Below are 6,253 nucleotides of genomic sequence, written 5' to 3' on the forward strand. Positions count from 1 at the left end.
GTCCTGCGACGGGCCGACGAGGGCCGGCGATGACGGTCCGTCCGGAGCGTTCCGGACGGACCGCCACCCGCCGCCCGGCCCCGTCGTACGGAACCGGGCGGCCGGGGTCAGGCGCCCGGCGCCCGGCCCTCCTGGGGGCCGTCCGCGGTGTCCAGGCACGCCCGGGCCTGCGCCGCGAGCTCCGCGAGCACCTCGGCCCGCTGCTGGTGCAGGAAGAAGTGGTCGCCCGGCAGGATGCGGTGGCGGAAGCCGGCCGCCGTGGTGGCCCGCCAGCCGGTGATCCACTCCGGTCCGGCCATCAGGTCGTCGGCGCCGCCGAGCGCCAGCACCGGGCAGGGCAGCACGGTCGGCCGGATCCGGTCGTTGTACTCGCCCAGCAGGGTGACGTCGGCCCGGAGCACCGGCAGGATCATCTGCATCAGGTCGGCGAACTCCAGCACCTCGGCCGGGGTCCCGCCGAGGCCGACGATGCGCTCCAGGAGCTCGTCGTCGGTGAGTCCGTGCAGCCGGGTGACGTCCGGGGTGCCGGGGGCCCGGCCGCCGGAGACCACGAGGGAGAGCGGCAGCGGCCGTGCCTCGGCGGCGAGCCGGCGGGTCGTCTCGTAGGCGATCCGGGCGCCCATGCTGTGGCCGAAGAGGATGAACGGTTCGTCCGCCGGGCGGCTCGCCAGCAGGGCGAGCAGGCCGTCGACCACCTCGTCCATGACGGCCGTCGGCGGCTCGGCGAGGCGGGTGCCCCGGCCCGCCAGTTCCACCGGAACGATCGTCAGGCCCGGCTGCTCGCCGGACCGGGCCCACGGCAGGTAGGCGCTCGCGGAGCCGCCGGCGTGCGGCAGGCAGTAGACGCGTACGGGCCCGGACCGCCCGTTCGGCGCGGCGTCCCGGTGCCACGGCGTCCATCGGGCCACCTCGTCGTGCTGTACGGCGGACGAACCGGTCATCGCTGCTCCTTTTTCTTTCCCAGTCAATTACGCGAAGCCTGAACAGGCCTCCCGCACGACTTTATGCGGTAATTCACGGGTTGGTCCAGCCCGTATTCCGGCATGCCCTGGGCAGATCCAACCAGGCGATGCCGCAGCTCAGTTGTGCCCTGAAATAGTCGGTTGGCGCATAAGGATCTTGAGTCTTTCCCGGAACACCGAGCTCTGTTACGGTGCTCTTCGTCCGGGTTTCTTTCGGATATTTCCAGAGTATTTCGATCGGCGAGTTCCGACGACAAGTTCCGACGACGAGTTCCGAACGCACGACGGGAGAGGGCGGACAGAATGTGCGGAATAACCGGCGTATTCGTCCTGGGCGGCGGTCGCCCGGCCGATGCCGCCGTGGTCCGGGAGATGACGGCGTGCCTGGTGCACCGCGGCCCCGACGACGACGGCCACTACGCCACGGACGGCCTGTGCCTGGGCTTTCGCCGGCTGGCCCTGAACGACCTCGCCGGCGGCAACCAGCCGCACCGCACCGAGGACGGCACCCTGGTCTCGGTCTGCAACGGCGAGATCTACAACCACCGCGAGCTGCGCACCGCGCTGAGCCGCCGCGGCCACCGGTTCCGCACCGAGAGCGACACCGAGGTGCTGGTCCACCTGTACCGCGAGTACGGCGAGGACCTGACGGCCCACCTGGACGGCCAGTTCGGCTTCGCGCTGCACGACGCCGCCGCGCAGCGGCTGCTGCTCGCCCGCGACCGGGCCGGCATCGTCCCGCTCTTCTACACCGTCGCCGACGGCCAGCTGATCTTCGCCTCCGAGATCAAGGCGATCCTGCGCCACCCCGCCGTCAGCGCCCGGGTCGACCTGCGCGGCCTCGACCAGGTGCTGACGCTGCCCGGGCTGGTCAGCCCGCGCACCATGTTCGAGGGGATCAGCGCCCTGCGCCCCGGCGAGCGGCTGATCGCCGACCGCTCCGGCGTGCGCACCGAACGGTACTGGGACCTCGACTTCCCGCTCGCCGCCGACCTCGACCCGGTGGCCCCCGAGGCCCTGGACCAGGAGCTGGACCGGTACGCCCACCGCACCGCCGACCTGCTCGACGAGGCCGTGCGCAGCCGCCTGCTCGCCGACGTGCCGATCGGCATGTACCTCAGCGGCGGCCTCGACTCCAGCCTGATCGGCGCCCTGATGGCCCGGGCCCGGCCCGGCCACGCCTGGCCCAGCTTCTCCGTCACCTTCCCCGGCCGCGACTTCGACGAGGGCCCGCACCAGCGGCTGGTCGCCGCCAAGCTGGGCACCGAGCACCACGAAGTCCCGGTCGGCGAGCACGAGGTGGCCGAGCGGATCACCGCGATGGTGCGCCACGCCGAGGCACCCGTGCGCGAGTCGTACAACGTCTGCTCGCTGGCGCTGTCCGAGGCCGTCCGCGCCGCCGGGACGGTCGGCGCGCTCAGCGGCGAGGGCGCCGACGAACTGTTCGGCGGCTACCCCGGCTACCGCTTCGACGCCACCGGGCTCGGCGGCAGCCGGCTCACCGGCCTGGACGCCCGGCTGGAACGCGAGATCCGCGAACGGATGTGGGGCGTCGACCTCGGCTACGAGCAGGACCAGCTGCCCGCCCAGGAGTTCCGCCGCGAGCTGTACGCCGAGGACCTGGCCCACGGGCTGGACGAGTTCTCCGTCACCAACCAGCGCCTCGTCGACCCCGAGCGGCTGGCCGGGCGCCACCCGCTGCACCAGCGCTCCTACCTCGACTACCACCTGCGGCTCGCCGACCACCTGCTCGGCGACCACGGCGACCGGATGGCCCTGGCCAACGGCGTCGAGCTGCGCTTCCCCTTCCTGGCGAACGCGGTGGTCGACCACGCCACCACGCTGCCACCGGAGTTGATGCTCGCCCACGGCCGGGAGAAGGCCGTGCTGCGCCGGGCGGCCGAGGGCCTGGTGCCCGGCGAGGTGCTCAGCCGGCAGAAGTACGGCTTCCGCGGCCAGACCAGCAGCCACCTGCTGAGCACCGGCGCCGACTGGTTCGAGGAGCTGGTCTCCCCCGCGACCGTCCGCCGCCAGGGCTACTTCAACCCGGACACCATCGCCGCCCTGACGCAACGTCAGCGCGGTGACGGCCAGCAGGTGCACGCCCACCTGGACACCGACTACCTGATGCTCGTCGCGACCTTCGCCCTCTTCGTCGAGGAGTTCGATCTGCCGTGCCTGGGATGACCGCCACAGCCGCCGGGCCGATCGCCGGCCCCGGCACCCGCCCGCGCCACCCGCTGGTCGGGGTGGTCGGCGGCATGGGGCCGCTGGCCTCCGTCGAACTGCTGCGCACCGTCTACCGGGCCTGCCGGCTCCACCCCGAACAGGACACCCCGCGGGTGCTGCTCTGGTCCGACCCGGCCGTGGTGGACCGCACCGAGGCCATCGGCAGCGGCGAACTCGACGAGCTGCGCCGCGCCGTGGAGTCCTCGCTGCGCGGCCTGCTGGCCGCCGGCGCGGAACGCGTGGTCGTCGCCTGCATCACCGCCCACCACGTGCTCGGCGACCTGCCGGCCGACCTCGCGGCGCGCTGCGTCTCACTGGTCGACGTGGTGCACGAGGAACTGGCCGCGGCCGGCGAACCGCACCTGCTGCTCTGCTCCTCCGGCACCGCCCGGGCCGGCATCCTCACCTCCGGCGCCGCCGGGGCCCGGGCCGCCCGGCAGCTGGTGGCGCTGCGCCCGCCGGACCAGGAGGCGCTGCACCGGGAGATCCACCGCCTCAAGCGCGGCGAGGACCCGGCCCGCACCATCGACTTCCTGCGCGAGACCCTGCCCCGCTACGGCGTGCGGTCCTTCGTCGCCGCCTGCACCGAGCTGCACCTGGTCACCAGGGCGATCGAGGACGCCGGTCTGAGCGAGGCCCTGCCCTCCCTCGACCCGCTGACGGTCGTGGCCCACCGGATCATGAACGGAGAGTTGTGAGCCACACGAGCATCCTCGACCGCTGGGCCGACCAGGTCGAGCGCCGAGCCGCCGCCCCCGCCCTCGCCACCGCCGAGCGGGTCTGGAGCCACCAGGAGCTGGCCGGACTGGCCGCCGGCCTGCGCGACCGCCTCGCCACCGGCACCGGCCCGGTCCTGGTCGCCTGCGCGGACCCCGTCCCGGTGGTCGCGGCGATCCTCGCCTGCGCCGCCACCGGCCGCCCGTTCGCCCCGGTGGACACCCGCCAGCCCGCCGCCCGCTGGACGGCCCTGCTGGAGGACCTCCGGCCGGGCACCGTGCTCGCCGACGCCGCCGGCCGCTCCGCGCTGGCCGCCGCCGGACACGGCCCGACCACCGGCGGGCAGCACCTGGCCGTCGCCGGACAGGGCGAACTGCCGCTGCTCACCGCCGAGTCGATCACCCCGCTGCCCTGGGCGGCCGACGACTGGACCGGCATCAGCGGCCCCGACGCCGGCTACGTCTACTTCACCTCGGGCACCACCGGCCGCCCCAAGGGCATCCGGGGCAGCTTCCAGGCCGTCGCGCACTTCCTGGACTGGGAGATCGCCGAGTTCGGCATCGCCCCGGGCACCCGGATCTCCATGCTCACCTCCCCCGGCTTCGACGCCTTCCTGCGCGACGCCCTCGTCCCGCTGTGCGCCGGCGGCACCGCCGTGCTCCCGGCTCCCGGCGCCATCCCCGTCGGCGCGGCCCTGGCCCGCTGGCTGACCGAGCAGCAGGTCGACCTGCTGCACTGCGTGCCCACCGTGTTCCGCACCCTGCGCGCCGCCGGGCTGGCCGCCGACTCCCTGCCGCGGCTGCGCAGCGTGCTGATGGCCGGGGAGCCGGTCCGCCCCGCCGACATCGCCTGGTGGCGGGCCCTGTTCGGGGGCGACAAGGAGCTGGTCAACCTCTACGGGCCGTCCGAGACCACCATGACCAAGGTCTTCCGCCGGCTCACCGCCGAGGACGCCGAGGCCGAGACCGTCCCGGCCGGCCGCCCGATGCCCGGCGTCGAGATCGGGGTGCTGTTCGGCGGGCGCCCGGTGGTGGACGCGATCGGCGAGATCGAGATCCGCACCCCGTTCCCGCTGCGCGGCTACCTGGGCGACACGGCCGACGGCTTCGTCGCACCGGACCGGTACCGCACCGGCGACCTCGGCCGACTGGACGCCGACGGCACCCTGGAGGTCCTGGGCCGCCGCGACCAGCAGGTCAAGGTGAACGGCGCCCGGGTCGAACTCGGCGAGATCGAGGACCTGCTGCGCCGCCACCCCGCGGTGGCGGACGTCTGCGCCGCCCTGGTCGAGGAGACCGACGGCGAACCGGTGCTCTGCGCCTACCTGGTCGCCGACGGCGCCACCGACGAGGAACTGCGCGCGCACGCCGCCGAGGGCCTGCCCGCCGCCGCCCGCCCCGCCCTGTACCTGCGGCTCGCCGCGATCCCGCGCACCCTCAGCGGCAAGGCCGACCGGCGGGCGCTGCCCAGCCCGGCCGCCGCCCTGGCCGGGCGCACCGGAGAGCAGCCGCTGGACGGCCTGGAGGCCGGCATCGCCGAGCTGTGGCGCGAGCTGCTGCACGTGCCCGCCGTCGGCCGGCACGACGACTTCGCCCTGCTCGGCGGGGACTCACTGGGCATCGCCCGCCTGCTGGACGGGCTGCGCACCCGCTTCGGCGTCGAGGTGCCGCTGCGGGTGTACGTCGGCGACCCGACCGTCGCCGGGCTGGCCGCGGCCGTCGCCGCCGGCCGCGCGGACGCCTCGCCGGAGGGCGGCCGCCGATGAGCCGCGACACCTCCCTGCCGCTGCGCGGCGACCGCGCCCGCGCGCCGCTGTCCTACGCCCAGCGCTCCATCTGGCGGGCCGAACAGGTGCTGCCCGGCACCGCCCTGCACAACGAGAGCGCCGCCTTCCACGTCAGCGGCCCGCTGGACGTGGCCGCCCTGGAACGGGCGCTGGCCGCCGTCGCCCGGCGGCACGAGGTGGTGCGCTGCGCCGTCGCCGCCGACGGGGCGGGCGAGCCGTGGCAGCTGTTCGCCGACCTGGTCCGCCCGGCCGTCGAGACCGTCGACCTGACCGGCGTCCCCGAGGGCGAGCGCGCGGACCGGCTCGCCGAGCTCACCGCCCGCGCCGTGGCCGTGCCCTTCGACCTGGCCCGGCCCCCGCTGATGCGCACCCAGCTGTTCCTGCTGGGCGGCGGCCGCTCGCTGCTGCTGTTCACCGCCCACCACATCGTGGTCGACGCCTGGGGCTTCGGCGTCTTCCTGGAGTCGCGGGGCGCCGGCGACGCCCCCGCACACCGCGGCGCGGGGCCGGCCCCCCACCCCCCGGGCGGGCCCCACCAAGGCGGGATCGGCGCCCGGGC

5 protein-coding genes are annotated in these 6,253 nt (G+C 75.0%); 4 read left to right on the top strand and 1 reads right to left on the bottom strand.

Features of this window, described 5'->3' with window-relative positions; all coding sequences use genetic code 11:
* Positions 1-107 precede the first annotated feature (107 nt).
* Positions 108-941, bottom strand: coding sequence for a thioesterase II family protein (locus ACFV6I_RS16495; protein ID WP_380425892.1), 834 nt, complete (start codon positions 939-941; stop codon positions 108-110).
* Positions 942-1,265: 324 nt separating this feature from the next.
* On the opposite strand from ACFV6I_RS16495, the gene asnB reads away from it, so the two are divergent.
* From asnB to ACFV6I_RS16515, 4 genes are all read left to right on the top strand, one after another.
* Positions 1,266-3,149 (top strand): asparagine synthase (glutamine-hydrolyzing), encoded by a 1,884-nt coding sequence (gene asnB / locus ACFV6I_RS16500; RefSeq protein WP_380425894.1) that lies wholly within the window; start codon positions 1,266-1,268, stop codon positions 3,147-3,149.
* Complete coding sequence (locus ACFV6I_RS16505) at positions 3,146-3,889, top strand: aspartate/glutamate racemase family protein (RefSeq protein WP_380338999.1); 744 nt, start codon at positions 3,146-3,148, stop codon at positions 3,887-3,889. Before asnB ends, ACFV6I_RS16505 begins: the two co-directional genes overlap by 4 nt.
* On the top strand, positions 3,886-5,673 hold the full coding sequence (locus ACFV6I_RS16510; RefSeq protein WP_380425896.1) for a non-ribosomal peptide synthetase: 1,788 nt from the start codon (positions 3,886-3,888) through the stop codon (positions 5,671-5,673). Before ACFV6I_RS16505 ends, ACFV6I_RS16510 begins: the two co-directional genes overlap by 4 nt.
* Positions 5,670-6,253: condensation domain-containing protein (locus tag ACFV6I_RS16515; protein WP_380425898.1), on the top strand; the 584-nt coding region annotated here is incomplete at its 3' end. The genes ACFV6I_RS16510 and ACFV6I_RS16515, both read left to right, overlap by 4 nt.

The sequence above is a fragment of the Kitasatospora sp. NPDC059803 genome, assembly GCF_042732255.1.
Classification (GTDB): domain Bacteria; phylum Actinomycetota; class Actinomycetes; order Streptomycetales; family Streptomycetaceae; genus Kitasatospora.